This window comes from Bernardetia sp., from assembly GCF_020630935.1.
Taxonomy (GTDB): domain Bacteria; phylum Bacteroidota; class Bacteroidia; order Cytophagales; family Bernardetiaceae; genus Bernardetia.
In genome coordinates this window covers 1-25369 of sequence record NZ_JAHDIG010000052.1, presented here as the reverse complement: position 1 = coordinate 25369, position 25369 = coordinate 1, and the positions used below count along the sequence as shown (strand labels likewise).

The window sequence follows — 25369 nt, the reverse complement described above, 5'->3', positions numbered from 1 at the left end:
TCTTTCAATGTGATTTACTTCATCAAAAAAGCATTGAGTTTTTCTATCGAATTAGTTTTATACGCTATTTTCTGATTTTCATCTAAGACCACAAACAAAGGCAAATTAGTAATATGATAAGTAATAGCAGCTTGTTGATTGCTAGAAAAATCGATAAATTGAAGATGAGAAGTAGGCAAAGAAGGAATGCTTTGCTTCCAAGCATCGCTATCTGAATCTAAAGAAATACCCACAAACTGATATTCTTTTGGCATTTTGAGTTGTTCTGAAATAGAAAACTGCTGCACTTGCGACAACGAATGAGGCTCAAACGATGCCCAAAAATAAAGAACCGTTGATTTTTTCTCTAGCTCTGCAATCGAAACAGTGTCGCCTTGCTTGTTTTGAAGGGTTGCAACATTTGGGGCAGACTGTCCTATCGATACTACTTTTGCTTGCTTGATATATGACTGTATTTGATTTGTCCAAGGAGATGTTTTGCCTTCTACTAATTTTTCCAAATTAGGTAAATAATCTTCCTCTAGCATATAATTTAAAGCCAAAAATGTACGTACAGCATAATCAATAGAATCTTCTGCTATAAATGCTTTATTGTATTTGTTCCACTTCTCATAATTTTTTTCATACTCATTCATCCTATCAGCGTAGGCTACTGTGTCTTTACTTTGAGAACTTTCAAGAACTTTTAATTGCAGATTTTTCGCAGCCTGTTCATATTCCTTAATTCCATTTCTGTATATTTCAAAATGAGAATGCGAACGAGAGCCTGTAATTTTTGCTTCAGAAAGTTTGCCTGCATCAGCTTGAATTTCCATTTTAGAAGGCTCAAAAAACACGACCAAATTATCAGAAGAAGAAAATGTATTGTCTGACTCTCTGATTAAAGTTAGGTAGAAAGGAGTAGGTTCTGTGATTTCACCTTTCAATTTGAATTTGTCATTTCGTTTTACAGCTACTTCGTAGAGAGGAACAATATCTTTGGTACTGATGTCTGAAACTACGAGTTTCATGTCTTCTTCTAGGTTATCTACTTTACCCTCCACCAAGTATTCATTTGGTGGTAGTTTTTTCTCACAACTAGAAAATAAAACAAAAGCAATAAAAAATACGGACAAAAAATAAAAAGTTTTTTTCATAAAAATTGAATCAACAGTAAAAAAATAAAATAGACTTTTAAAACCAATAAAGAACTCATTTTGTTGAGTATAAATTAAGCAAATTTATCTAACATAACGTTCTTCCAAAATATTGAGATGATGAATTTCGTGTCCTGCAATCATATATACTAAAGCACGAACCGACATAGGGTTATGATTTGCTTCGCCTACTCTTGCTGTTTCTTTGGCATCAAAACTTTTGAAAAGAGCGACTGAAGAAGCACGAACAACTTGATAACGCTCTAGCAAATCTGCAAAAGGAATAGTATCAAAATTAGCCTCTCTTACATATTCGTTTTCATTAAAACCAGCCAACGACTGTCTTTCGCCACGATAAAAAGACAAGGCACGATATGCCATAATTTGTTCGGTATCAATCATGTGTCCTAACAATTCTTTAATACTCCATTTTTCCTCTGCATATTTGTATAAGGCTTCTTCTTCTGAAAATTTGGAAAACATTTCTTTTGTTTTTTCTCCTTGTTTGGAAAGAATATTTACAATGTCTTCCACCTCATTATCTTTGATAAACTGACCAATAAGACGAATATAGTTGGCATAAAAAGTAGCGTATTCACTAGAACTTGGAAAAGGTATCATTTTGAAATAGAGGTTTAGTAGAATAAAAACAAAAAACTATGCCTACAAAGAAACATAGTTTTTCATAAAAATCTTAAAACTAAAAGATATTTGCACAAAAATTATTTGCTGTACACTCTTTTGTTTCCTCCACTACTTACTAAAACTAATTCTGTATCGGAGATAGATTCGATAGTATAAGTTTCGGCAGGCTTGGTCGTACTGGCAGCAGCATCCCAATCTTCTAATACGAGTTTGTTTCCATCTTCTATTTTCCAATAGCCTGTAACTGTGTTGGCTGCTGTTCCCTCTCCATAAATTCTCTGATATGAAAGTTCTCCCTTTTGGGCATCTTTAGCAAAATTGAGTTCTTCTCCACCTTCTACTCCAGAAGTAGCTTTCCAACGCACGTCCATAAGCTGTTCGGCTGTATAGGTTTTTGTTTCTGTTGTAGAATCCTTGTTTTCTTTTCCTTTACAAGCAACAAAACCTGTTACAAAAAATAGAAAGGCAATAAGTAATGAATAATAATTAGTGTTCATCGTTAAAAAAATTAATTATAATTAAAAAATTTATAGTCAAGACTTAAACTGTCTTGTTCTCAAATATAACATTATAAAAGCAATAAGTTCTATATTTATGGTTTGAGGTTTCACAAAAAAGCCTTTTTCACTTTCTTTTTTAGTGAAAAAGGCTTTTCAAATTTCTAAAAATTATATTTTAGTTTTCCCAAAGGTGGCTTTCATATTCCACTAATTGGTGTTCGTATTGTTGTGCTGCAATCAAAGCTGCACGTTGGTCTTCGTAAATATCAACAATCATATTGTCTCTAGCATTGTCATACTTGATAACACGAGCATTGAAAAGACGTAAGTCAAATGCTTCCTCTAAGTTTCTGTGATGACGGTTGTTGCGCTCATTATACCAAATCGCTTGAGAGTTATCACGGAAAAGATTTTGAACCAATTCTTTGTATGAGAAAGAAGCTAATTTTTTCTCTAAACCTGTAGATGGATTCATTTCAGCAGGGATAATAATCGTAATTGCTTGAATATCGTGCTTCATACGAGAGTGTTTGTTATCAAAAAGCAAATCTTCTTTGATTTCTAACAAGTGAAGTTGCTTAGGATAAAATTCGTTAGCAGCAGTTTCAGCTTCGGCTCCGCCTCCGCCTCCACCGTCGCCTCCCCAGCCACCTTCAGAACCCCAGTCGTCACCTCCACCGAAGCCACCAAGGTCATCTTGGGTAAAGCCCATTGCAATCTCTTCTTCTGTAAGTTGTACTTCTTCTGAAGGAATAGTAAGGTTTTCTAAAAACTGCTCCTGTGACATACGAGTACGTAACGAATCGTTTTGGTAAGGGCGAATGATACCCAATTTTACAGCATCAATAATTACTTTTGTAATTTCATTTTCCACAGCAAAAAATGGAAGGTTTTGCTTTTCCTTCAAAGACATTCTAAACCAAAGTGTCTTTTTATACATAATATGTGATTCGTGGATTGGACGAATAGAGTTGTGGTTATAACCATCTTGAGCGTACTCCATACCAAACTCTTGCGCATTTGCAGAAAAGGTAACACCACAGATGAGTGCTGCCATTCCAATTATTCCTCTAGTAATTTTTGAGAGGAGAGTTGTGTTTTGTTTTTTCATAGTTATCTTATGTAGAGATGTTAAATTAATTCTTCTTGAAACAGACTAGAAAACTAAATAAAGAGTTAAAATTAAAGTTTTTTTTTCAATTAACGTGCCTTATGCTATTTTCTTTCTTACTTTCATTTGTCTATATAACGCTAAATGTATTTTAAAATTGCGTCGAATTTAAAGTTTTTTTCGATAAATAAGCTATTTTTTTAGACAAACAGATAAAATTCTTCGACAAAACACTGAAACATTTAGATGTATTTTTCAAGCTACTTGAAGTTTTTGAGGTAGCTTTTGACAAAATTCTTCCCACTTATAGAAATATATTTTTCTAAACTGTGCTGTTAGAGTTCGCTCTTTATAAATTCCTTTTTCACTAAAGCCTAATGTAACTTTCAAATCACACATATCTTTATACCTTGAAGTGTCTTGATAGACATAATTAAATGAATAATCCATTTTATGAATACTAGAAAGTGGTAATTCTAATTCTTGAAAGTCTCCTCTCAAAATAATAGTCTGTTTTTTGGAATCTATGGCTAGTCTGTGTTTTTTGTCAATCTGAATAAAATAATTGCGAAAAAAAGCAGGTAACTGTTTGAGTACCTGCTCATAACCAAAAGTCAAGGGTACGAAAGCTATTGCTAAAATAGATAGTACTGAAGCTCGTTTCAAATCCCTTTCATCTACTGCTAAAAAAGCAAATATTACAGACAAGTAGAAACCAGCAACCAAGATGGATTTTAGTAATTTGTATATAAGTGTTTTATAAACCACATGAACATCAAACCCTTTAAAATCAAAGGGCAGAAATTCTAATGGTTTTGCTTTGAGCCAAAGCGTTTTGGCAACAGGAATATTTTTGAGTGTCTTGGTTTGATTGCAGTGCTTACCTTCTAAATATTGCCAACTCTCTTCAAAAAAAGCAGATTTACAAGAAGCACAAAAAACAACCTTATCTCCTGCTTCAATACGCTCTCCTGTAATAGGGTCAACTCGTTGTTGTAGTAAGAAGTCTTGGTGTTTATCTTTCTCTAAATAATGTGAATAATACATATTATACTCTCTGACTAGCGATTTGTGGTTGTATATGAGATGGAAGTCGGTTGAGAAAATATTTCCATTCGCCAATTTGTTCTTCCTTAATCTGTGTGATTAGTATTTTTTGACTGAAGTCTTCGTTATTCTGAAAATCTAATATCACTTTTAGTTCTACGCCACAAAAATTCTTTTGTTTTTTATTATCCACTTGTCTAAACGAATAATCTAACTTCGTAATATCTTCTAATGGTATTGAAAACTTATCATAGTGATTCTCTATTTTCAGTTTTTTTGCTTCTTTATGTATTTCTAGTTGGTATAGTTTGTACATTCTCTCTGTGGAAACAGTGATAAATATTCTTCTGTATTTCCTGTACATTTTGTATTTCTCTATTAGTTTGTCGTCTCCTTCCCAAACTGCCCAGATTGTGCAACTAATAAAAAGCATAAATAACAGAAAAAGGATAGGGACAAATACATAAGGGCTTACTTCATTTAGCAGAGGACGAACGTAGTCAATTATGAGAAAAAAAGGTATCACTAACAACAAAGCTAAAAGCACCAAAGTACCTATGACTATATTTCCCAAAATGATTTGCCAAATAGGAATGTCTTTCAATACTTCATCTTCAAACTCAAACTCTAGTGCCTTATACTTAATTTCAAGTTTTTCAGAAGTAGGTAACTCTTTAAGTGTCTTGGTTTGATTACAATGTTCCTCGTCCAAATACTGCCAACTCTCTTCCAAAAAAGCAGACTTACAAGAAGCACACACAACAACTTTGTGTCTTTCCTTTATTGTATCCCCTGTAATGGGGTCAATACGTTGCTGCTTCAAGAAATCTTTATGCTTTCGCTTACTTAGTTTGTGTATATAGTACATTTTTTTATCAAAAATTATAATAGATTTCAAAAGTGGTAAGGCATAGGTTTGTTTTTCTACCATTGCTGGTGTTTAAGTGATAGCGACACCAACAACCAACACACTCACAAGTTCGTATAAAATGCATGCTTGGTGGCATTACGGCAAGCCGAAACTAAAACACTAACAAGGGTGTGAAAAATATCTTATCTTGTGTTACAAGAGTCTATTTTTATTATATTTGAACCACGATATTTCCAATCATCTCTACTACTATTACAACACAAATCTGCCTTTTTATTTTTATTATTTAAGTATATATTTTCTATGCTACTAATTGTAGTATTTTTATCTATCAAGTAGTTTCCAAAAAAATAAGATTTACAAGTATCATTTACAATATTTAAATAATATTCAAAAGAATCATTATTTATTCTGTCTTCACTTATATCAATGATAAGTATTTGCTTCTCTTGTTCTAAATTCATATAACAAGTTACCATCTCTATCTATTTTTCCTACGTAAATATTTTTTGGCTGCATTGTTCTCCCAAAAGGATGACCTCCTGAGAGTATGTAAACATAGTTTGAGTCTGGTGTAATATATTTTATTTCATCGAAGCCTTCTACTATATACTGTGAATCCATAGCACTATCCACTGTTAAGTAGTCTCCTACATATAAATCATATAGCTTAGTACAATCCTTTATAGCAAAATATTTATTATTATCATTGGAAAAACTCTTCCCACTTTCAGTACATCCTACTAAAAAGATTAAAAGATAGATAAAACAAAAATGTCTTAATAACATATTTCAAAGTGATTTGGTGAATAATAAAAATACAGATTATAAAACGTTATCACGGTTAACTTTGTACACTAGTCTTCCAGACTGGTTGGTAAAGTCTTTTTAATCTTTGTCGTCAGACTTGAAAGTCTGACCTACGCAAATAACTGTGATAACCTTTATTACAAATACTTAATATTTTAACTACCCTATCAGTTGGCAAACCTTAGACTTGAATAACACAAAACTAAATAAAAAACCATAATCACTTACCCTACAACAGCATAGAAGTCTCTTTTTCTTACCTTTGCATTTCTTATCTCAACTTTAAAGTCTATTTAGTTTTCAAATGCCTGTTCCTAGTCGTTTTATTCCATTTAAGAAATCCATAAAGGATATTGAGCTTCCTAAACTCTTCAACTTTCCTTTTTATTATGAGGCTCACGAGCTTGTCAAAATTGCAGCAGAGCAAGTACAGGAATATCTAACTACACAAACAGACTGGAAACACAACTTTGGTCTGAATCCAAATGATGAGGGAATGGTCATTGGAAAAATGTTTGGTGTCTTAGTGGTAAGAAATAAAGAGAATGAAATCGGATTTTTGGCAGCCTTTTCTGGAAAACTAGCAGACAGTAACGAACATCATTATTTTGTTCCTCCTGTATTTGATATTTTGAAAAAAGATGGTTTTTTCAGAAAAGAAGAAGAGGTTTTGAATGCTCTCAACAGAGAAATAGAAAACTTAGAAAACGATAATGAATTTAAAGAATTGCAGCTATTTTTTAATGCAGAAACACAGCGTTCTTTAGCAGAAATAGAAATAAACAAGCAAAAATTAAAAATCAAAAAGCAAGAGCGAAAAGTAAGAAGAGAAGCAGCAAGTAAAGAACTGTCTGAAACCGATTTTGAACACTTAAAAGAGCAACTCAAAGATGAAAGCCTAGAACAGCAATATTTCTTCAAAAAACTCAAACGAGATTGGGCAGAAAGACTTTTAGGAGTCGAAAATCAGCTAAATGTTTTTAAAGATAAAATAGCAGAGCTAAAAAAAGAACGAAAAAACCGAAGCAATGATTTGCAGCAGCGTTTGTTTGAAAAATATACATTTTTGAATGCAAGAGGAGAATACAAAAGCCTTCAAACTATTTTCAATAAAGAGTTAGAAATTGCTCCTCCTGCTGGTGCTGGCGAGTGTGCAGCTCCTAAACTTTTACATTATGCTTACAAAAATAACCTTGAGCCGATAGTATTAGGAGAATTTTGGTGGGGACAGCCTCCTAAATCTGAAATTCGAAAGCATGGACAGTTTTATCCTTCTTGCCGTGCGAAGTGTGAACCTATTTTGGGTTTTATGTTACAAGGTTTGGAGGTAGAAGAAAATCCAATGCTCAAAAATCCAGCGTTGGGAAAAGAATTAGAAATTGTTTATGAAGATGATTCTTTTTTGATAATTAATAAACCTGCCGAATTTCTTTCCGTTCCAGGGCGAAATATCAAAGATTCTGTACAGACTAGAATACAAGAAATTTATCCAAGTGCAGTCCTTGTGCATCGTTTAGACCAAAGCACATCGGGTTTGTTGTTGGTGGCTAAAAATAAAAGTAGCTATCAGTTTTTGCAACGTCAGTTTATAAAAAGAACTGTAAAAAAACGTTATATTGCTGTGTTAGACGGTATTTTAAAAACTAAAAATGGTTTGATAGATTTGCCTTTGCGTGTAGATTTGGAAAATCGTCCTCATCAGCTTATTTGTTATCAACACGGAAAGCCAGCTCAAACAAAGTATGAAGTATTGCAAGTAAACAGTGTAAAAAATCAAACTCGTGTTTATTTCTATCCCCTAACTGGACGCACTCATCAGCTAAGAGTTCATGCAGCCCATCCTAACGGCTTAAATGCTGCTATTGTAGGTGATGATTTGTATGGAACAAGAGATGAACGCCTACATCTGCACGCTGAATATTTAGAATTTGAGCATCCAAAAACGAGAGAGCGTGTTAATTTTAAGGTAGAGGCTGATTTTTAGGAAATCTTCTTTCAAAAAAATGATTGTTTAAAATAAATTCAAACAATCATTTTATACTTTACTTGAAAAACTCTTTCTCGTTCTGAAGAGTGAGCTACAAAAGTTGGCTACATCTAATCTACGGCAGCCCACATTGCTTTAGTTATTGTACTTCCTTTTTGCTCTGCTTTTTCAAAAAAATACTTTGCTTCTGATTTTTGATTTTTCATTAAGTAAATCTCACCCAATAATTTGTATCCTTCTGAATCTTGTGGATAAGTAGTAACATATTCATTCAGATATAAAATTGCTTCTCCCAAATTTGCATTGTCAATGAAATTATTTTTGTGCATAACAGCCAAGTATTTCAACACCTCTGGCTCTTTTTTAGGAGATACTTTTTGGAAATGATTATATGCCTCTTCATTGTTTTTATTGTTAAATTCTTTTACACCTTCTGCAAAGTGGTTTATTACAGTAATTTCCTTCTTAGCTACTGTATTTATACTTGATGTAAGTCTTACATTTTCAGTATTTTGTTGTACCTGCTGATTTTCCAACCAAACTAAAGCCTCTGCATTGTTTTGTTTTGCAGCTTGGCTATAATAGTAGCTTGCCGTTTCTATATTTTTTTCAACTACTTTTCCCTCTTGATAAGTTTGTGCTAAAAGCATTTGAGCATCTACTAAATTATTTTCTGATGCCTTTTTCAACCAAAACTTTGCCTTTATCCAATTTGGTTTTATATTATTTTTAGCTTCTAAATACATTTTACCAAGCTCATATTGTGCCTTTGGGTTATTGTTCATGGCTAGGTAGAAACGATAGGTAGGCAAATCTGCTGGCAACCAACGCTGCGCTTCTATGCGCTCTAAAGCCTCTCCAGCACGAGGGTATTTTCCTCCCCATGCTTGCAAGTAACAACGTGCTGCTTGTTCCATATTTTGTTCTACTCCATTACCTCTTTCATAAAGATTTCCTAAGCGAAAAGCAGCCTGTGCATTTCCCTGTTCTAAAGCTCGCTGATATAGTTCAGCAGCCTTTACAAAATTTACTTCTGTACCAATACCTAATTCATAGAATTGAGCTAAAGCAACTTGTGCAGAATCATATCCTAAATAGGCTGATTTTTCATACAGTTGAAATGCTTTTTCATAATGAATTGCACTAGAAGCATTTTTTTCTTGTTGTTTGCCTTGTCTATAAGCTATAGTAGCATCATTTTCTTGTATGTTTTGGCTAAAACAAGGAATACTAATAAAGAAGGTAATAATTAGGGTAGCTATCATAGTTATAGTAAGTGGTATATTATTCTTTTGGCTTTTTTTCTCATTCTTTTTAGACATCATAACAAAATCATAAAATATTGAACTAAAGAAAAAACATATTTTCTTTTATGTTATTAGATAAAAAACATTCTAATCTATTTTATAATGAAGTAGCCAAAATTGATGCCTTGCTTTGCTTTAAGTACGTAGAATTATACAGAAGGTTGATTTTTTACGACCAAATTCTTTTTTTTATCGGCTAGTAAGATATTACATAAAGAAGCCTTATATTTTTGTAAGGTTAGATAAACGTCTAAGGTTATCTAGTACATAAATTGTTTGATTACTTACTAAAAAAACATCTAATTCTTGTATAAGAAAAATCATTTTATCTACCTTTTTGCAAAGGTAATTGATTATTTTTTATTTTACACTCTATTTTGATAGCAATACTACTTTTTTTATTCCAAGTAAAATACTAATTTTGCGTTCTTTTTGTGCTGTGGAGTTTGCATACCTTCACCGTATTCTTTTTTTATAATAAACATTACGAAATCAAAATGCCTACACTCTCAACATCTTCAGCTTTTTCGAAGCTATCTAAATCTAAGAAAACACCTAAGTTAAAATCTTCTTCAACATCTTCTTCCATGAAAATCTCAATAAACTCTTCACTTCCTGTAATGGAAGCCTTCTACACACTACAAGGCGAAGGAGCTTTTATGGGACATGCTGCTTATTTTATACGTTTGGGAGGCTGTGATGTAGGTTGTTTTTGGTGTGATGTAAAAGAGTCTTGGGACAAAGAAGCGCACCCTAAAAAAAGTATTTCTCAAATTGTAGAAGAAGCAAGTCAGTTTCCTGCTCGTTTGGCAGTCATTACAGGAGGTGAGCCACTAATGCACAACCTAGACGGACTCACAGAAGCATTGAAAAAAGAAGGCTTTAGAGTTCATATTGAAACCTCTGGAGCGCACCCTCTTTCTGGTAATTTAGATTGGATTACGCTTTCTCCGAAACGATTTAAGAAGCCATTAGCAGAAATTTATGAGAAGGCAAACGAACTCAAAATGGTAGTTTATGCTCTTAGTGACTTGAAATGGGCACAAGAAGAGGCTAAAAAAGTGTCTGATTCGTGTAAGTTGCTTATCCAACCCGAATGGAGCAAGAGTAGCAAAATGTTACCTATCTTGATAGAATTTGTCAAAGAAAATCCGAAGTGGCAAGTTTCTTTACAGACTCATAAGTTTATGGATATTCCTTGATAGGAGTTTGGAAAAGTTTTATTATAATGGAAAAAGCAGGGAACTCAAAACAAATTTCTTCGTTCTATAAAGAAAAGAAAATATTTGTTTCCCTACGTACCATTAAATCCTACTCTATGTCCAAATTTATTTATCGTATTTGTTTCTTTTTACCACTTCTGATAGTTTTCTCTTCGTCTTTGAGCTATGCACAACTTTTGTGGGAAGTAAGTGGCAAAAACTCAAAACAAAAATCCTATCTCTTCGGAACTGTCCATGTGGGAGATAAACGAGTGATTGACTACGCCTCTAATGTATATCCTTATATGGATAATTCACTGACTGTTGCAGGCGAACTAGACCTCAATGTTATGACTTCTATTATGGCAATGGCTTATATTATGTCTCCAAAAGATTCTACTTTGTCAAAGCTACTTACTAAAGAAGAGTATCAAGAAATAAAACCTTATTTAGTTGAAAATATTGGAGAGCTAGCACCGTTTTTAGATATGGTGCGCCCTGTCTTTGTAATGGCGATGTTGCAAGAAAAAGAACAAGAAAAACTGGCTGGTGCAAATGAAGAAAATGCAACTACTCAAAAATTTCCTCCATTAGATATGCACCTTCAAAACAGAGCTAGAAGAAATGACCAAAATGTAATGGGTTTAGAAACTGTCAAAGAACAAATGACAGCTCTCAACTCTACTCCTATAGACAAGCAAGCCAAAGAACTATATAATTATATCAAAGCCAAAAGCGAGCAAACAGACTCTAAAAATACAGTAGGTGATATTGAAATGACTACAAAAAATGATACAACAGCTTTAGATTTTAAAAAAAATCCGATGGAAACACTCATTTCTCTTTACCTAACTGAAAATATAGAACTTCTGCATGACCAAATTTCTAAAGAGTTTGAGGAAGAAACCTATCAGTCGTTGATTGTTAAGCGCAACCTTGTGATGGTAAAAAGAATGGAAGAGCAAATGAACAAAAAACCATCTAAAGAAGATAGAAAAAGTAAGAAAAATATAATTTTTGCTGCTGTTGGAGCAGGGCATTTAGGAGGAGAAAAAGGAATGGTCAATCTTTTGAAAGAAGCAGGCTACACACTCAAGCCCATATTTTTTAATAAAAAACAAGAGACAGAAAAATAAAAAAAAGCCTTCATTTATCTTTAATTGAAAATGAAGGCTTTAATATTGCACGGTAAGTTTAATCAAAATCTATATCAATTCTGCGATTTTCGCCTCTGCTTGTTCCTTGATTGAAGGGAGCAAAAATATGTAGTTCATCCTCTACATAACGAGCTTCTATCCCACTTGAATCTACGTGAGGCAAAATTGGAAAAGCCTGCATAAAACGAGGTACTCCTTCAAATTCATTTATTTTTACCAATGACATAATAATCAAATGCCCTTGTCGGATTTCTATTTTATAGGAATCTGGATTCACAGAAGCTGCTGTGAGGCGAAGTAAATAACCATTTTCTTCTTCTGAAAGAAACATTTTTGTTGGTACTGTACCACCACCAGCAATATTTTCAGCCTGCGACTGCATCGCCAGTTTTTTAGTTAAAGTTTTATCTATTGTCATCATAACTGTATATTTTTAGAGCTTTGAAAGCATATTGTCTAATTTGTCTATCTTATACTTATCAAAAGCTAAACCATTTTACTCTATCTTACCATTAAACAAAATAAGTAATAAAAAATATATTTTTCACTTACTAAAAAAACAAAAAATAAATTAATATTTAAAACAAATACTTCAATACACGACAAAAAGTCAGTTAAAAGCAACATTTACGATTTAGAACTGACTTTTTAACAGTACATACTTCATAAATCACTCATTATCAATCTACTGAATAATTATTTTACGAACTGCAATAGGCTGTTTTTCATCAAAAAGTGTTACCATATATGTTCCTTTAGCCCATTTATTTGTATTTATGGATGTCTTTATCGGTTGATTTTCAATTATTTTTCTACCTAAAATATCTGTAATAGAAACTGTATAATTTTTATTACTCTGATTTTGCAGTTTATATACAAATTTCAGTCTATCAGTAACTGGATTTGAGGCAATGTTAAAATAGTTATCTGTTCCCAACTTATCATCTATTCCCAAAATAGTACCTTCTTTATATATTCTTAAACTGTATTGTTCGGAAGTAAAATCATCTAAAGCAGTTCCTATTCTGTACACAATCAAGTACATTTGTTCGCTTTGTGTAGCTGCATCAATTGTGATTTCAGCATTTTCGCCAACAGCAGGATAATCTTTTATTACCCTTACACTTCCATTAGGCTGAAAACTAACAAACTGAACTCCTATTTGCTTTCCTTGTGAGTTTTTTGGTACTATATCCACTACAAAATCTTGTTCTTGTGTATCTAAACGAATATAATCAGCCGAAAAACGCATCAGTCTTCCGTTTCCCTGTTGATTGCTATACCACACTCTCGCTTGATTTGAAAAGTCTAGTGTACCTTCTATCTTTACCGTTTCAGAATTAATATTTTCGCTCAAATAATTGATATAATCAGCAGCACGATTATATGTATAAGGGCTAGATGCCGAACTAGCAGACAACACAACATTTGCCACAAAGAAATCTTCAAAAGCAGTTTGTAAATTTATACCTTTAGTCTTTAAAGCATTATCTAAGGCTTCTAATTCTGCTTGTGAGCGCATATTTTCCCAAAGAACTCTAGCCACATCTACCCCATAAGTTTCTCCTATATACTGAAAAAATATCCAAGCTCCATACCATTGTGTTGTAAAGTCATTAAAATCTGGGTCGTCTTCATCTCCAAAATTGTAGTTTACAGCTACATCAGGATTATCAAAAACGGCATCTAAATATTGGAAATTGTCATCTATGCGAGGGTAAATTACTTCTTCCATCCAAGAGGCAGAACCTTCTAGTGCAAATATATTTGAAAAATCTGCTTTATATCCCAACTGAATAGAGTGGTAATACTCGTGTGCTGCTGTTACTTTCAATGCATCGTTTTTCAAATCAAAATCATCGTAATTATTTCGCATTCTCATAACACTTGTACTTGCCTCTGTTTCAATAACTGTAGAGTTTGGATTATCGCCTATCATATTTTCAGAAGCTACGTATCCATACAAACCTTGCTGCAAATCAGTAACATAAACATCGTATAAATCTTCTCCACCACCTTCTGTTCCGTCACTTGGAGGGGCAACATAACCCAATTCATTTATTTCTTTATTATAGACATTCTCAAATTCTGTTGCCATAAATTCTATGTAATCTGGCACATCGTTGTTATTCTCATCTGTTATGTCCACAGCATTTACTCCTGTTTTGTCATAATGAAAACGATAATGTTCTGAATCAAAAAAGAAATTCAATTCTATACGTTCGCTATGTGTTCGAAGAATTTTTTCAAGACGTAGAGTAAGTCGTTTTTTATTTTGCTGCCCTTCCAAAAGCACTAGAGTTAGGCAAGAATGGTGCGATTTGTCGTTGCGCTCTGTATGGGAATGAGAAAGTGCGTGATTGAGTTTGGCTTCCCATTGCCTAGAAAAAGCTATATCTTCTTCTGATAACTGTTTGTTTTGGGCAAATAAAATGCTATTCAAACAGGTAATAGAAACCAAGACTAAAATATATTTTGAGATAGAATGAAATTTCATTTGTATAATAATTTGATGTAGAGTACTGGACATAAACAGATATTTGTTGTTCTGTGTGTTACAGAACAGGGACAAAATACAGTTCGTTGGTGTTTTAGCATAGCGACACCAACAACTTTTGTTTCCTGTCTAGTAATTTAAATTTGATGTATTTAAAACTAATTTGCTTTTTTAAAGATATGAAAATTAGGACTATTTTGACATAAAAAAAACCACTTTTTTACAGATTCCTCTGATAAAAAAGTGGTTTGTGTTTGCTGTATTTCAAGTTTTATTTTTTGAAAGCAATTTTCAAACTAACTAATAACATCACGATAGCAAAAGCAGCAATCACACCTCCCCAAAACCAGTACGGCAAAATTAAAATATTAGCAATTGATTGTGTATCGGATTGCATTCCAAGAGACCCTGCATAATCACTAAACATATAGTCTAAACTTCTGAATGTACTTGCCCAAGCCTGTACCCCTAAAAACTGTACTACAAAAGGCTTATATGAAACTGGAAGTTTGAAGGCAAAAGTTATAATCAAAGCTCCCCAAAGACTAACAGCTAATACTCCAAACCATGAACGCACTAAAAAAACAACAGAAATTATTAGTGCTGCTCCTAAAATACTCATTGCTATCTTCGAACCTCTCTGTGTACGCCCAGCCAATATCAGAGCAGCACCAATAATAGGTGGTGTCATCAAACCAGCAGCAGATACAAACGCTTGTGCAATAGCATTGTAACTAGTAGTAGTTGCAACGCCAGAACCATTAGAATACATCACTAACTTAATAAAATCTCCTCCCCAAAGAAGAGCCATTATTCCATGTCCCATTTCATGAAACCAAGTTCCTAAAATACTGAACGGATAACTGATATAATAACCATAAGGAACATTGAAAAGAACTACTGTGATGACAGCAGCAATGAGTAAGCCAGTAAGAGAGCTATTCTGTCTTGCGCTCACTTCTTTTTGTGATAAAGAATCATAACCTATTGCGTCTCTGTCTAATGCCGATTTTTTCATGTATTTGATTGTATAAAATTTAAAATAATTTCTTTTATCTATCTAAGTTAAATACTTAACAATGTATGGTATAATTTACGCAAAAAGTATCTAAAAAGTTAAAGTTTTGCAAGCAACTGTTTGTATTACAGTAGATTTTAAAAGTTTTTGTGTGTTTAGATAAGAGAAATTATTGCTTTTTAGGCTTTTTTGAAAACAGAAAAAAGGTTGATATTCTGTAATGAAACCCTACTTTTTACATTATTCTTCCTATGGTAACTTATCCTACAGCTTTTCTAAATCAAGGATAAATGACTCTTTAAAAACGTAGTTGTAGATTCAACTTAAAAAATAAATCTCCATTTTTTTCAGTATAAAGCTGTCCAAAACGATGTCTTGTTGTAGAAGGTGTATCTAATTTAATATTTTCAAAAAGGTAATTTTTCAGATTTTCCATTTCTACAATATGAAAACCTACACAATCTCCATTGTTTTTCATTACGATTGTTCCATTAGATTCGAAAGAACCATCCCATTTTGTCCCAGCAAAGAAACCTAGAAGAATATTTACCAAAAGATTCTTAATTTTATTTTCCAATAAAACCTTATTATCTGTATTTTCTCCTGCGATTTTTTCAGTAATTTTTTTAATAGAAGAGATACGCTCTTTGTAAAAGCAAAGTAGAATCTCTCCGATTATGATCGGCATTTGACTATCTACCATTTTAAGGTTAAACTCCATAGTTTCTCTTTCTGCTCCTAAATATTGAAAGCTACCTCCTAACTCTTCAATTCTATTGATTCTATCTTTTAGTTTGGTTCTAGTATTAATTCGGTTTACTTCATCAATAACTTCTTTACTACCTTTTTTTAGACCATTTATCTTAAAAATGAAGTTTGTATTTCCAGAAGCATTTAAAAGTGTAGGCTTACTTCCCAAATAGGATTTAATTCCAAACCCTTCATTTTCTTTCTCAAAAGAATTATTTTTTATATTTAGTAAGATATCAGCTTTTTGATTGCTATTTCCTCCTTTGACAATATTGAAGCCTAACCTATCTTGAATAATGTTGAAAGCTGGTATTTCAAAAGTTCCCTTTTCAGATTTTATTTTTTCAACAAAAGATTCTATCACAGAAGCATTAATTATTTCTGAAATATTCACTTCTTTTTCCTCTTGGTCTTCTTTATTTTTTATTTTGATAGTAGAAGAATCTGACAATAGGAATTCCAAATCTAGATTATGAGTTGTTACTTTATTTATTTTAAAGAAACTCTGTGTAGTATTAAGATTTTCATCTGATAAATACAATTTTTTATCTAAAAGTAATTTGATAAAAAGTAGTAGTTCTGTCCACTCACCTTTGTTTTTTGTTGCTTTAATTGCCATCTTTTCACTATTAATTTTTTCTTGCGTTTGAATTTTCTCTAGCGTTTCTAAATGTTGTAATAAGTTTTTTGCAACAGCTTCCACCGCATCAACAGCTACACTATTTCCTAACTGCTTTATAGCTTGTGTCTTACTTACGGGAAACTCAAAATCATCTGGAAAGCCTTGCATTTTTCTCGCCTCCACGTAAGATAATCTTCTAGTCTGTCCATCTACTAAATAATTATCCCAGTTTCTACGGTCTGTAATATCTGAACCACGCCCACCTACACGAATTGTAAAGCCTATTTCTCTGCTACACTCTCCTCCCCAAACATCGCTCATTGTAAATTTTAAAGGAATAGGTGCAGGAAAGTTAAAACTATTCATAAAACCCTCGTCTCTAAAACCTACAATAAAAACTCTAGGACGAAGTTGTGGCAAGCCATAATCCGAAGCTTGTACAACTTTATGATAAAAAGAGTAACCCAATTCGTTTTCAAGAATATTTCTAATGATTTTGAAGGTTTTTCCTTTGTCGTGAGAAACTAAACCACGCACATTTTCTAAGAAAAACGCTTTTGGTTTCTTAGTTTCTAAAATTTCAGCAATATTGAAAAACAGATTTCCTCTCTCTGAACTGTGATTATCGTCAAACCCTCTCTTATATCCTGCTTGACTAAATGGCTGACAAGGAAAACCAGCACACAAGACATCAAAGTCTGGAATATCCTTTGGATTTATGCTTCGAATATCCTTATTGAATAATTTATTTTGAAATAGCTTAGGAGATATATTTTGATAATTAGTTTTATAAGTTTCTCTTGCAAAATCATCAATTTCAGATGCAAAAACACACTCTCCACCCAGTCTGTGCATTGCTAAGTGAAACCCACCAATTCCAGCAAATAAATCTATAAACTTAAATTTCATACTATTTTAAAGGCTAGAAAAGGGCAAGCCTTTTACCTATAATAATTTATCATTCAAAAAATCTACCTTCTACATTTATTTCGCATAATGCACCGCTCGTTTTTCACGAATGACAGTTACTTTTACTTGCCCTGGATATTGCATTTCAGTCTGAATTTGTTGTGAAATTTTGAAAGCGATTTCGTCTGCTTTATCATCCATCACATTTTCAGAATCTACAATCACACGAAGTTCACGCCCTGCTTGGATAGCATAACATTTGTTTACGCCATCATACGAGGTAGCCAAATTTTCTAAGTCTTGCAAACGCTGAATATAAGATTCCATGGTTTCACGCCTTGCCCCTGGTCTTGACCCAGAAATAGCGTCACAGGCTTGAATAACAGGCGAAAGCATCGAAGTCATTTCAATTTCATCGTGGTGCGCACCGATAGCATTACAAACTTCTGGATGTTCGCCATAACGCTCTGCGAGTTCCATTCCTAAAATAGCATGTGGTTTGTCTGGGTCTTCTGTACAAACTTTTCCAATATCGTGTAAAAGCCCTGCACGCTTAGCAAGTTTTACGTTTAAGCCCATTTCGGATGCCATCGTGGCACAAAGGCGAGTAACTTCTTTAGAATGCTGTAAGAGATTTTGTCCATACGACGAACGAAAACGCATTTTTCCAACAAGTTTGATGAGTTCTAAATGCAGTCCGTGTATTCCAAGTTCAATAACAGCACGCTCTCCAAGTTCAATAATTTGTTCTTCCAGTTGTTCGGTCGTTTTGGCAACAACTTCCTCAATTCTTGCTGGGTGTACTCTTCCATCTGCTACCAAACGATGCAAGGAAAGGCGAGCAATTTCTCTTCTGACAGGGTCAAAACCAGAAATAGTAATCGCCTCTGGCGTATCATCTACAATAATCTCAACACCTGTGGCAGCTTCTAAGGCTCTGATATTTCGCCCTTCTCTACCAATAATTTTTCCTTTAATATCATCGCTTTCCAAATGAAAGACAGAAACACAGTTTTCGATGGCGTGTTCAGTAGCTGTGCGTTGAATAGTAGAAAGAACTAAGCGTTTAGCATCTTTTGTAGCTGTAAGTTCAGCATCGCTCATAATTTGACGAATCTTAGCTGTGGCTAAGGTTTGCGCCTCTTTTTCTAAGGATTCAATAAGCTGATTTTTAGCTTCTTCGGCTGAAAGTCCAGATACTTTTTCTAACAAAACAATTTTTTCTTTCTCAAGTCTTTTAGCATCTTCCATTTTTTGCTCCACAGCTTCCATTTTTTTGTATAAATCGTCTTTTCGCTGCTGATGTTTGTGGAGTTCTTTATTGAGAAGTTCTTGCTCTTTGTTTATAGAAACTTCTTTTTCTTTGAGTTTGAGTTCGATTTGTTGGAAACGCTGCTCTTGCTTTTTGAGTTTAGATTCTTGTGAAGCAATTCCTTTTTGTCGTTTGTTAGATTCTCTTTGATGGTCTGCTTGGAGTTTCAAAAAGTGGTCTTTAGCAGCCAATTCTTTTTCTTTCAGAAGATTTGCAGCATCAGCTTTGGCTGTTTGTAGAATTTGTTTGGCTTCATTATCTGCCTTTTCTTTCAGACCTGCAAGAACCTTGATAAGCAAAAAACGCCCTATCAAAATTCCTACAATTAGAGCCACAACAGCCGTAATGGTAAGTTCAAGATACATTATATATATTTTCTTTAGATTAAATGAATATTTTAATTACGAATTTGTCAATTATGAACTACATTCAGCGTAGCTAATTACGAATTAGTTTTTTCAACTCCAAAACTCATTGATAATCAATAATTTATCATTCGTATTTCTGTTTCTACATAAAAACAGATTCATTTCTCTACATAAAGAAAAATAACCTAACTTGAATACAAGCAAGCATGTATGAGCAAATATACTCGCAAAAGCCTATAAAGATTTCATAAATCTTAAAGGTTTATTTCTATAAATTTTCAGAAAAATATTTTCTATATCTTCTAAACAAGGCAAGCCTTGTTCTTACATTTAACTTTATTATTTATATTAAAAAATCGCTATTTTATTTTGCTATATATGTATAAATCAACCTTTTAGGCTGACTTTTTTGATTGTAAAGGTCAGTGTTACTTCTCTTTTTTAGAGAAAAATGTATTATAAATTGAATACAATTTGAATAAAAACTCAAATTATCAAAACAATTCGATTATACAATTTACAAATTTAGCTTCAATAAAACGATTATAAAAGTAGTTTTACAGGTTTTTTGATAATTTCTAGTAAAAATAACTCTACTTTACCAAACGTATTCCTGTATATTGCCAGCGTTTGTCAGCATGAAAGAAGTTACGATAGGTTGGTCTAGAATGATTTGGAGCAGTTGCTTCCGAACTTCCACGCAAGACAAGCTGATTGACCATAAATTTTCCGTTGTACTCACCCAATGCCCCTTCATCTTTTTCAAAGTTTGGATAAGGCTGATAGGCAGAGCGTGTCCATTCCCAACGCTTGCCCCATTCAAAAAACTCATTAGCAATTTCCCACTCTTGCTCTGTCGGCAGGCGCATATTTCTAAATTGTGCGTAGGCTTCGGCTTCGTAAAAACTGATGTGGCAAAGTGGGGCATCTAAATCTATTTTTTGTAGTCCGTTTTCCGAATTATTAAAGTCGTAACATAGCCATTCGTCATTTTCTTTAAACCAATATAAAGGAGCTTCTAAGTTATTTTCTTTCACAAAATCCCATCCTTCGGCAAACCAAAAGTTGAAATTTTGATAGCCACCAGCTTCAATAAATTCTAAATATTCTCTATTAGTAACTAAGTTTTTAGCAATTTCAAATTCTTCTACAAATACACGATGAACGCCTTTCTCATTATCAAAATAAAAATCATTTTCATTTTCTGAATTAAAACCAATTTGATAAATTCCTTCTTTGATTTTTATAAAATTTCCCTGTATTTCTTCTTCATTTGAGGTAAAGGCGTGCCTTGAACCTACAAAGATTGTAAAATCTTGAATGGGCATTTTCGTAGCAGGGAAAAGAGGATTATTTCCCAACACATATTTTATGTCTGTTACCAAAAGTTCTTGGTGCTGTTCTTCGTGATTTAGACCAATAAAAAGACGTTTTTTTATTTTAGCTTGTGTTTCTACATCAAAATTGCCTTTTTCTAGCTCATCAAAAAATAATAAAATAGAATTATCTACATATTCTCTGTATTTGTAAATTTCCTTCGTCGTTGGTCGTGTCAGATTGCCTCTGTTTGCCCTCAAAACACGTTTTCCAACAGTTTCATAATAACTATTGAACAAAAAACTATAATCTTTGTGGAAAACTTGATAATTTTTGAGATAAGGAACAAGTAAAAACGTTTCGAAAAACCACGTTGTATGTGCCAAATGCCATTTAGTAGGACTTACATCTACCATCGGCTGCACTACAAAATCTTCTGGCTCTAAATCTTGACACAGGGAGAGTGTTCGTTGTCTAGTTTTTAGATATTGGTCGTTGGTAGGGACGATGGCAGTAGGAGTATTTTTTTCTAGTATTTGTGTTTTCATAATTGAGTATTATTCATAAATGTAGAGATAAGACATGCTTTATCTTTACAATGCTAAACTAGATTTTGTTTTGAATTTGAGGGTAGATTTTTTAGTTAAAAAATTTATCATCTTCCCAATTTTCTACATTTGTCAGAATATAATTTGAAATTCTTTGGTATGACTTTTCATTTCTGATAATATGGTCATGAAATCTGAACTGCCATTTAGATGCTAATCCCAACCGATTTACATTTTTTGTTACAGCAGATTTATAATTTCCTATGATAGAAGAAACGGTATTTTTTCCCTGTCCTTCTTTAAGACGCTTTTCGACAGGCATTCTAGCATCTTTCTCTAATTCTTCAATTATTTCTTTTGGCTTATCTAAAATAAGGATTCCATGTATGTGATTAGGCATAACGACAAACTCGCCTAACTCTACAAAAGCATGATATAAAGGAATTTGATGCCACAAAACATCTACAATCACACCTACATTTGATAAAATCATTTTTCCATCTTTTATATCTCCAAAAAAATGCTGCATCTCTTTTGTACAAATAGTAATAAAATATGCACCATTCCAACCATAATCCCACCATTTGGCACGTATAGATTTGCGATATTTTTTGTTTGGATTATTCATTTTATATTGTTTTTTACGTTTTGTAGGGCAAACGCATGCGTTTGCCCTACAGGGTTTGTATCAATACAAAATACGGAAACGAATGGTGTCTTCAATATTTTTGAGTTCTTCTATGACCTTCTCATTGTATTTCTGATTTATATCAGTGATTACATAACCAATATTTTCATTGGTTTTGAGATATTGACCTACGATATTGACTTCATTAGTAGCAAAAATCTGATTTATCTTAGCCAAAATACCTGGTACGTTTTTGTGAAGGTGCATCAAACGATGTGCATTCTGTAGTTTTGGCAACTGTAACTCTGGGAAATTAACACTAGAAAATGTATTTCCTGCATTGATATAATCTACAATTTTATTAGGGACAAACTGTGCAATATTTTCTTGAGCTTCTACCGTACTTCCCCCTACGTGTGGTGTAAGGATTACATTTGGAATCTGACGCAACTCTGAAACAAACTCTTCTTGGTTGTTTTTCGGTTCTTCTGGATAAACATCAACGCCTGCTCCTAAGATTTTCCCACTTTTTAAATTTTCTACTAAGGCAGGAATATCAACTACTTGTCCACGAGCCAAATTCATAAAGACTACTCCCTCTTTCATCAAATCAAACTGTTCTTTTCCGATGAGATTTGTATTTTCTGTTCGCCCATCTACATGCAAAGAAATTACGTCAGCGATGCTTAAAAGCTCTTCTAAAGATTCACACATCGTTGCATTTCCTAAAGCTAATTTATCTACAATATCATAAAAATAAACTTTCATTCCCAAGGCTTCAGCCACTACAGAAAGCTGTGCTCCAATATTTCCATAACCAACAATTCCTAACTTTTTACCACGCACTTCGAAACTGTTGGTTGCTGACTTGTTCCACTTGCCTGTGTGCATTTCCATTACACTTTTCGGAACGCCACGCATGAGCATAATCATCTCTCCAATAGCAAGTTCTACAACACTTCTTGTGTTGCTATACGGCGCATTAAAGACAACAATTCCTCTTTCTTGACAGGCTTCCAAATCAATTTGATTTGTTCCGATACAAAACGCTCCAACAGCCAAAAGTCTATCAGCATGCTCTATTACTTTGGAAGTCAGATTAGTTTTAGAACGAATGCCTAAAATAGAAACACCTTTAATTTTTTCTATGAGTTCATCTTCATTCAAAGCACTTGAAAGGAGTTCTACTTGATAGCCCTCTTTTTCCATCATCTCTTTGGCTGATTGATGAATATTCTCTAATAAAAGGACTTTGATTCTATTTTTTGGATAGGAAATATTACGGGCTAGTTTATTGACATATAAAAACTCATCAAGGTTTTGAGCTTCTCTATCAGCTTTGTCAACTACTTTATCACGCTTGATATTCTCTGTAAAGGCATAAAACTCGTTTGCCAGTCCTGCTTCTTTGATTTCATAATCCGTATAACCATCACCAATCACATAAATATCGCCTTGTAGATTGAGTTTTTTGAGAAGTTTTACCTTTCCATTGTCTTCTGACAAGACATTATTTGTATCAAAACCTTTTATTTCTCCATTTTCATCAAATGTAAATTCATTTGCATAGATATTTTCTGATTTTACACCGTATTTTTTTACAATCGGAACAATAAAATCTTTAAAACCACTAGAAACAATAAGAATAGTATCTTTATACGTGTCAAAAAAGGTTTGATTTCTTTTGAAAGATTCAGATACTTTTTCACTTAGTTTTTCGATAAGCTCTGGCAGGTGTTTCTTATTAGCTTCCAAAATAGCTATTCTTTTCTGTAGAGATTCTCTAAAAGAAAGGTTTCCCTCCATCGCTTGGTCTGTCAGAGACTGAATTTGAGAAAGACGATTATTCTTTTCTGGATGATTTTGTAGTGCAATTTGGCAAAGTTCGTCCATTGCCTCTACTTTCGTAAAAGTGCTATCAAAATCTATAATAAAATATTTTTGTTTTTCAGTTGTGGGATTCATAAACTAAATAGAAGTGAAGATGATTTGATTTCTTTTTTAGATATTTCGTTTTGTGTTGTTTGTGTGGCTTTGGGTACTAAGTTAGGAAAATTAAATTAGCTTTTCTTATAAAACTAGGTGTTCGAATTATTCGTAAATTTGTTGAACATTTTTTTACTTTATGATTTATTCAAAAGGTTTTCCTACTCAAATATGAAAATAAAACCTATACTTAGACTCTTGTTTTATACTCTCATTGGACTTAGTTTATTTTTTTACAACTGCTCTGGTGAAAAAGTTGTTTTTTTTGAAGGAAACAACTTCAATGAAGATACTAACTGGCTATTTGTAAGAGCTAATACTGATTACGATACTTATGAAGTGATTTATGATAAAGAGGTTTTACAAAAACTACGTGATGATTTAGTGCTTCAAGCCACTAAAGAATGTGGAGGAACAACTCCAGATAATTGTTTGGACTTATATAAAAATTCAAGAAGGGTTAATTCATTTTGTTATTGTAGTTGGGAATCAATGTCATTCGCTTTTGGGCGTTTAGAATCAAAATTTATTCCTGCTAAACAAAAATTAGTTAGTGCAAACTCTATTGATAGATACCACTTTGTTTTGGATAGTCTAAAAAAAGAAAATAATGTTTATTTATTATATCCTAAAGATACTACTGTACAATTTTCTGGACAATTAGAGTTTGATGTAAAACTTATTGATAAAGACCAAGATATTTTTGAGCAGGAAAAGCCTTTGGAAGAGACATTTCGAAAAGTTTTTAATAAAGAAAACTACAAAGTAAAAGCTGATTGGTATCTATCAGAAGTAGGCTCTCCTCGCAAATTAGGATATCATATTAAGGTAGATTGTGATAGTTCATTTCTCAAGTATTTTGATGTGGAAAAACTTAAACAACATCAATTATTTCAAGAAATGAGTAAACATAGATACTCAAACAAAGAATTTAAAATATATTATTATGATTGGAATAAGTAATCAATCACGATTGTTAGAAAAGTTAATTTAATAAAACCTTTAACTCATAATAAAAAAATGGCAGAAACACTAATCATATCAGAAACGGCAACAAAAGCTGAAAAATATCAAGAACTTATCCCTCAAATTAAGGGACTTACATCAATAGAAAGCGACCTTACGGCTAATCTGGCTAACATTGCAGCAGCTTTAAAATATGGAATGGGCTTTTTTTGGGTAGGTTTTTATCGTGTAGAAACCAATAATTCTACTGACTTTGAAAAGCAAACGCTCGTTCTTGCGCCTTTTCAAGGACCTTTAGCATGTACACGTATAAAATATGGCAAAGGAGTTTGTGGAACTTCTTGGAAAGACAAAAAAACTATTTTGGTAGAAGATGTAGAAAAATTTGAAGGACATATTGCGTGTAGCACCGACTCAAAATCTGAAATTGTAGTTCCAGCCTTTGGAAAAGATGGAAATGTAGCTTTGATTTTAGACGTAGATAGCGATAAGGTAAATGACTTTGATGAAACGGATAAAAAATACTTAGAAGAACTCATGAAAATTGTTGAGGAATTGATTTAAAAGGAATAAAATTGTTTTGCTCTCAAAGTTTAATAAAATAGCAAATTCAGTAGCCTTATAGGGTAAACGCACGAAAAAAGTATTATCTTTCTTCTTTTTTTGCCTTATGCA

21 protein-coding genes are annotated in these 25369 nt (G+C 33.0%); 5 read left to right on the top strand and 16 right to left on the bottom strand.

Annotated features, from left to right (window positions below; all coding sequences use genetic code 11):
- Positions 1-14: 14 nt before the first annotated feature.
- From QZ659_RS14320 to QZ659_RS14290, 7 genes are all read right to left on the bottom strand, one after another.
- Positions 15-1115, bottom strand: a complete 1101-nt coding sequence (locus tag QZ659_RS14320; RefSeq protein WP_291726566.1) for a DUF4369 domain-containing protein — start codon at positions 1113-1115, stop codon at positions 15-17.
- Between the two features lie 105 nt (positions 1116-1220).
- The gene (locus QZ659_RS14315) at positions 1221-1757 is read right to left on the bottom strand and encodes a DinB family protein (protein WP_291726565.1); all 537 of its coding nucleotides are present in this window, start codon (positions 1755-1757) and stop codon (positions 1221-1223) included.
- A 101-nt stretch (positions 1758-1858) separates the two neighbouring features.
- Positions 1859-2278 carry a hypothetical protein gene (locus QZ659_RS14310; RefSeq protein ID WP_291726564.1) on the bottom strand — a complete coding sequence of 140 codons (420 nt, stop codon included), beginning with the start codon at positions 2276-2278 and terminating at the stop codon, positions 1859-1861.
- A 178-nt stretch (positions 2279-2456) separates the two neighbouring features.
- A complete protein-coding gene (gldN, locus tag QZ659_RS14305) occupies positions 2457-3392 on the bottom strand; it encodes a gliding motility protein GldN (protein WP_291726563.1) in 936 nt (311 codons plus the stop codon).
- A 255-nt stretch (positions 3393-3647) separates the two neighbouring features.
- Positions 3648-4439: a hypothetical protein gene (locus tag QZ659_RS14300; RefSeq protein WP_291726561.1), complete on the bottom strand. Its 792-nt coding sequence runs from the start codon at positions 4437-4439 to the stop codon at positions 3648-3650.
- A 1-nt stretch (position 4440) separates the two neighbouring features.
- The gene (locus QZ659_RS14295) at positions 4441-5307 is read right to left on the bottom strand and encodes a hypothetical protein (RefSeq protein ID WP_291726559.1); all 867 of its coding nucleotides are present in this window, start codon (positions 5305-5307) and stop codon (positions 4441-4443) included.
- Between the two features lie 185 nt (positions 5308-5492).
- Positions 5493-5774, bottom strand: coding sequence for a hypothetical protein (locus QZ659_RS14290; RefSeq protein WP_291726557.1), 282 nt, complete (start codon positions 5772-5774; stop codon positions 5493-5495).
- A 650-nt stretch (positions 5775-6424) separates the two neighbouring features.
- On the opposite strand from QZ659_RS14290, the gene QZ659_RS14285 reads away from it, so the two are divergent.
- On the top strand, positions 6425-8104 hold the full coding sequence (locus QZ659_RS14285; protein ID WP_291726556.1) for an RluA family pseudouridine synthase: 1680 nt from the start codon (positions 6425-6427) through the stop codon (positions 8102-8104).
- Positions 8105-8217: 113 nt separating this feature from the next.
- Here QZ659_RS14285 and QZ659_RS14280 read toward each other — a convergent pair whose 3' ends face one another.
- Entirely contained in the window at positions 8218-9372 is a 1155-nt protein-coding gene (locus QZ659_RS14280) for a tetratricopeptide repeat protein (protein WP_291726554.1), read from the bottom strand.
- A 629-nt stretch (positions 9373-10001) separates the two neighbouring features.
- Here QZ659_RS14280 and QZ659_RS14275 point away from each other — a divergent pair.
- Complete coding sequence (locus QZ659_RS14275; RefSeq protein ID WP_291726552.1) at positions 10002-10616, top strand: 7-carboxy-7-deazaguanine synthase QueE; 615 nt, start codon at positions 10002-10004, stop codon at positions 10614-10616.
- Positions 10617-10732: 116 nt separating this feature from the next.
- Complete coding sequence (locus QZ659_RS14270; RefSeq protein WP_291726550.1) at positions 10733-11752, top strand: TraB/GumN family protein; 1020 nt, start codon at positions 10733-10735, stop codon at positions 11750-11752.
- 58 nt (positions 11753-11810) lie between these two features.
- Here the strand turns inward: QZ659_RS14270 and QZ659_RS14265 are convergent, their stop codons facing one another.
- From QZ659_RS14265 to serA, 8 genes are all read right to left on the bottom strand, one after another.
- Positions 11811-12194, bottom strand: a complete 384-nt coding sequence (locus QZ659_RS14265) for an Hsp20/alpha crystallin family protein (protein ID WP_291726548.1) — start codon at positions 12192-12194, stop codon at positions 11811-11813.
- Between the two features lie 264 nt (positions 12195-12458).
- On the bottom strand, positions 12459-14270 hold the full coding sequence (locus tag QZ659_RS14260; RefSeq protein WP_291726547.1) for an MXAN_6640 family putative metalloprotease: 1812 nt from the start codon (positions 14268-14270) through the stop codon (positions 12459-12461).
- Between the two features lie 271 nt (positions 14271-14541).
- Entirely contained in the window at positions 14542-15288 is a 747-nt protein-coding gene (locus QZ659_RS14255) for a M50 family metallopeptidase (protein ID WP_291726545.1), read from the bottom strand.
- 298 nt (positions 15289-15586) lie between these two features.
- Positions 15587-17569 carry an HpaII family restriction endonuclease gene (locus QZ659_RS14250; protein ID WP_291726543.1) on the bottom strand — a complete coding sequence of 661 codons (1983 nt, stop codon included), beginning with the start codon at positions 17567-17569 and terminating at the stop codon, positions 15587-15589.
- A gap of 75 nt (positions 17570-17644) precedes the next feature.
- Positions 17645-19246 carry a ribonuclease Y gene (gene rny, locus QZ659_RS14245; protein WP_291726542.1) on the bottom strand — a complete coding sequence of 534 codons (1602 nt, stop codon included), beginning with the start codon at positions 19244-19246 and terminating at the stop codon, positions 17645-17647.
- Between the two features lie 596 nt (positions 19247-19842).
- The gene (gene egtB / locus QZ659_RS14240) at positions 19843-21114 is read right to left on the bottom strand and encodes an ergothioneine biosynthesis protein EgtB (protein ID WP_291726541.1); all 1272 of its coding nucleotides are present in this window, start codon (positions 21112-21114) and stop codon (positions 19843-19845) included.
- Between the two features lie 91 nt (positions 21115-21205).
- Complete coding sequence (locus tag QZ659_RS14235; RefSeq protein ID WP_291726539.1) at positions 21206-21742, bottom strand: transposase; 537 nt, start codon at positions 21740-21742, stop codon at positions 21206-21208.
- Between the two features lie 60 nt (positions 21743-21802).
- Positions 21803-23707, bottom strand: coding sequence for a phosphoglycerate dehydrogenase (gene serA, locus QZ659_RS14230; protein ID WP_291726537.1), 1905 nt, complete (start codon positions 23705-23707; stop codon positions 21803-21805).
- A gap of 192 nt (positions 23708-23899) precedes the next feature.
- Between serA and QZ659_RS14225 the strand changes: the two genes are divergently transcribed.
- Both QZ659_RS14225 and QZ659_RS14220 read left to right on the top strand, forming a co-directional pair.
- Entirely contained in the window at positions 23900-24691 is a 792-nt protein-coding gene (locus QZ659_RS14225) for a hypothetical protein (protein WP_291726536.1), read from the top strand.
- Positions 24692-24748: 57 nt separating this feature from the next.
- Complete coding sequence (locus QZ659_RS14220) at positions 24749-25258, top strand: GAF domain-containing protein (protein ID WP_291726534.1); 510 nt, start codon at positions 24749-24751, stop codon at positions 25256-25258.
- The last annotated feature ends 111 nt before the right edge of the window (positions 25259-25369 follow it).

Bases quoted from the DNA above. Each gene is read 5' to 3' on its own strand.
- QZ659_RS14315 (WP_291726565.1), bottom strand. From the start codon at position 1,757: ATGATACCTTTTCCAAGTTCTAGTGAATACGCTACTTTTTATGCCAAC.
- QZ659_RS14310 (WP_291726564.1), bottom strand. From the start codon at position 2,278: ATGAACACTAATTATTATTCATTACTTATTGCCTTTCTATTTTTTGTA.
- gldN (WP_291726563.1), bottom strand. From the start codon at position 3,392: ATGAAAAAACAAAACACAACTCTCCTCTCAAAAATTACTAGAGGAATA.
- QZ659_RS14300 (WP_291726561.1), bottom strand. From the start codon at position 4,439: ATGTATTATTCACATTATTTAGAGAAAGATAAACACCAAGACTTCTTA.
- QZ659_RS14295 (WP_291726559.1), bottom strand. From the start codon at position 5,307: ATGTACTATATACACAAACTAAGTAAGCGAAAGCATAAAGATTTCTTG.
- QZ659_RS14290 (WP_291726557.1), bottom strand. From the start codon at position 5,774: ATGAATTTAGAACAAGAGAAGCAAATACTTATCATTGATATAAGTGAA.
- QZ659_RS14285 (WP_291726556.1), top strand. From the start codon at position 6,425: ATGCCTGTTCCTAGTCGTTTTATTCCATTTAAGAAATCCATAAAGGAT.
- QZ659_RS14280 (WP_291726554.1), bottom strand. From the start codon at position 9,372: ATGATAGCTACCCTAATTATTACCTTCTTTATTAGTATTCCTTGTTTT.
- QZ659_RS14275 (WP_291726552.1), top strand. From the start codon at position 10,002: ATGAAAATCTCAATAAACTCTTCACTTCCTGTAATGGAAGCCTTCTAC.
- QZ659_RS14270 (WP_291726550.1), top strand. From the start codon at position 10,733: ATGTCCAAATTTATTTATCGTATTTGTTTCTTTTTACCACTTCTGATA.
- QZ659_RS14265 (WP_291726548.1), bottom strand. From the start codon at position 12,194: ATGATGACAATAGATAAAACTTTAACTAAAAAACTGGCGATGCAGTCG.
- QZ659_RS14260 (WP_291726547.1), bottom strand. From the start codon at position 14,270: ATGAAATTTCATTCTATCTCAAAATATATTTTAGTCTTGGTTTCTATT.
- QZ659_RS14255 (WP_291726545.1), bottom strand. From the start codon at position 15,288: ATGAAAAAATCGGCATTAGACAGAGACGCAATAGGTTATGATTCTTTA.
- QZ659_RS14250 (WP_291726543.1), bottom strand. From the start codon at position 17,569: ATGAAATTTAAGTTTATAGATTTATTTGCTGGAATTGGTGGGTTTCAC.
- rny (WP_291726542.1), bottom strand. From the start codon at position 19,246: ATGTATCTTGAACTTACCATTACGGCTGTTGTGGCTCTAATTGTAGGA.
- egtB (WP_291726541.1), bottom strand. From the start codon at position 21,114: ATGAAAACACAAATACTAGAAAAAAATACTCCTACTGCCATCGTCCCT.
- QZ659_RS14235 (WP_291726539.1), bottom strand. From the start codon at position 21,742: ATGAATAATCCAAACAAAAAATATCGCAAATCTATACGTGCCAAATGG.
- serA (WP_291726537.1), bottom strand. From the start codon at position 23,707: ATGAATCCCACAACTGAAAAACAAAAATATTTTATTATAGATTTTGAT.
- QZ659_RS14225 (WP_291726536.1), top strand. From the start codon at position 23,900: ATGAAAATAAAACCTATACTTAGACTCTTGTTTTATACTCTCATTGGA.
- QZ659_RS14220 (WP_291726534.1), top strand. From the start codon at position 24,749: ATGGCAGAAACACTAATCATATCAGAAACGGCAACAAAAGCTGAAAAA.